At 64.2% G+C, this 2,133-nt stretch carries 2 protein-coding genes; one reads left to right on the forward strand and one right to left on the reverse strand.

Translation table 11 applies throughout. The features are described 5' to 3' along the window. Positions 1-517, reverse strand: a 517-nt coding sequence (locus VDP82_RS17420; RefSeq protein ID WP_323016082.1) for a neutral zinc metallopeptidase, incomplete at its 3' end; no start/stop codon positions are given. Between the two features lie 272 nt (positions 518-789). Here VDP82_RS17420 and VDP82_RS17425 point away from each other — a divergent pair. Further along, on the forward strand, positions 790-2,133 hold a 1,344-nt coding region (locus VDP82_RS17425; protein ID WP_323016083.1), incomplete at its 3' end, for a bifunctional 2',3'-cyclic-nucleotide 2'-phosphodiesterase/3'-nucleotidase.

A 2,133-nucleotide genomic window follows, 5' to 3' on the forward strand; every position in this document is an offset into this window, starting at 1 on the left:
ACTGGTCGCGCAACTGGTCGTAGAAGCTGAGGTCGATATAGACCTTGCTGTCGCCGGGACAATAGAACGGCCCCACGCTCGAATCGGCGGCGCCGCAGGCGGTGTTGATGGCATTGGAGAACAGCACCACCTTGGGCTCGGGGTAGTTCTGGCCCGAGGCGCTGAAGACCCCGCTCCACAAATCCTCGGTCTCCTTGACCACCACGCCGACGAAGCTGCGCAGGTCATCCTGGTTGCCGCTGGTGGGCAGGCTGCTGGACGAGCTGGCCGTGGTGGCGCCGCCGCTTCCCCCGGTCAGCACGTCGATGGGGTTGGAGCCGGTGACCATCCAGATGATCCCCAGCACCACCACGATCCCGATAAGGCTGCCCACCCCGCCGCGCGAGCCGCGCCCGCCGGTGGGAATGCGGATGCCCCCGCTCCGCCCGAAGGGGCTGCCGCCCATCCCGCCAAAGCCGCCGCCCTGCCCGCGCCGATCCTCGATGTTGGAGCTCTGCTCGCGTCCACGCCACTTCATAAATCAATCTCCAGAAACCGCCCCGATCCTATCAACCAGCCGGGGCCGCGCAAATCGGTTCCGCGGCTCCGGCTGTCATCGAACTGTCATAAATTGACCAGTCGGTAAAAAGCTCCTAGCGTCCTCGTTCCGTCATCAGGGCGTCAGCTTGGGGCGGCAATAAAACAATAATGCTCCACGCGTTGGAGCCGAGGAAGGGCATATCGGTGCCCGGGTTCGGGGACGGCCAAGCCTCCGCATCCGAAGCCATAACGCTCAAGGGAGATATTTCGATGAATTTCTTGCCCAGGATATCGCGCCGCAGCTTTCTGGTCGGCTCGGCCAGCGTAGGGGCCATGGTCGCCATGCACCCCTTTGCCGCGCAGGCCCAATCGAACCAGGCCCATTTGCGGCTGCTCGAAACCACCGACCTGCATGTCGCCGTCTTCGCCTATGATTATTACGCCGATGGCCCCAACGACACCATGGGCCTGGCGCGCACCGCCTCGGTGATCGAGGCTATTCGCGCCGAAGCCGGCAATTCCATGCTGCTGGACAATGGCGACGTCATCCAGGGCAATCCCATGGGCGACTATTATGCCTATGAGCGCGGCCTCAACCAGGGCGATATCCACCCCATCGTGGCGGCCATGAACACGCTGGGCTACGAAGGCGGCACCCTGGGCAATCACGAATTCAACTATGGCCTCGACTATCTCGACCGGGCGCTCGAAGGGGCCAATTACCCGGTGGTGTCGGCCAATCTGGTGCGCGGCACCACGCTCGCCGAAAATCCGCTGGACGACGAAACCTATCTGCCGCCCTATCGCATCATCGAGAAGGAACTGACCGATGGCGCCGGCGGCACCCGCACGGTCAAGATCGGCATTATTGGCTTCCTGCCGCCCCAGATCCTGACCTGGGACGCCAGCCATCTCGCCGGCAAGGTGGTGGTGCGCGACATCGTCGAGACGGCCACGGCCTATGCCCCTAAAATCCGTGAGGAAGGCGCCGATATCGTCGTGGCCCTCTCCCATTCCGGCATCGCGCCCGATCAGGGGCCGGGCGCCGAGAACGCCTCGCTGCAACTGGCCGCCGTCGATGGCATCGACGTGGTGCTGACCGGCCATCACCATCTCGTCTTCCCCGGCACCGACTATGTCGATATCGAGGGCGTCGACAACGATGCCGGCACTCTTAACGGCAAGCCGGCGGTGATGCCCGGTTTCTGGGGCAGCCATATGGGCCTGATCGACCTGCTGCTCGAGCAGGATGCGGACGGCAAATGGTCCATCGTCTCGCACACCTCCGAAGCCCGCCCGATCTTCGATCGCGTCGACGGCAAGGTCGTGCCGCGCGTCGAGGACAATGCCGGGGTGGTGGCCGCCGCCAAGGCCGACCACGAAGCAACCCTGGACTATATCCGCCGTCCGGTGGGCGAGACGGCCGCACCCCTGCACTCCTATTTCGCGCTGGTGGCGGACGATCCCTCCGTGCAGATCGTGAGCCAGGCCCAGACCTGGTATATCGAGCAGATGATGAAGGGCACCGAATGGGAGGGATTACCCATTCTTTCGGCTGCGGCCCCGTTCAAGGCCGGCGGGCGCGGTGGCCCCGACTATTACACCGATGTGCCC

Source organism: Devosia sp. (assembly GCF_034675085.1).
Classification (GTDB): domain Bacteria; phylum Pseudomonadota; class Alphaproteobacteria; order Rhizobiales; family Devosiaceae; genus Devosia.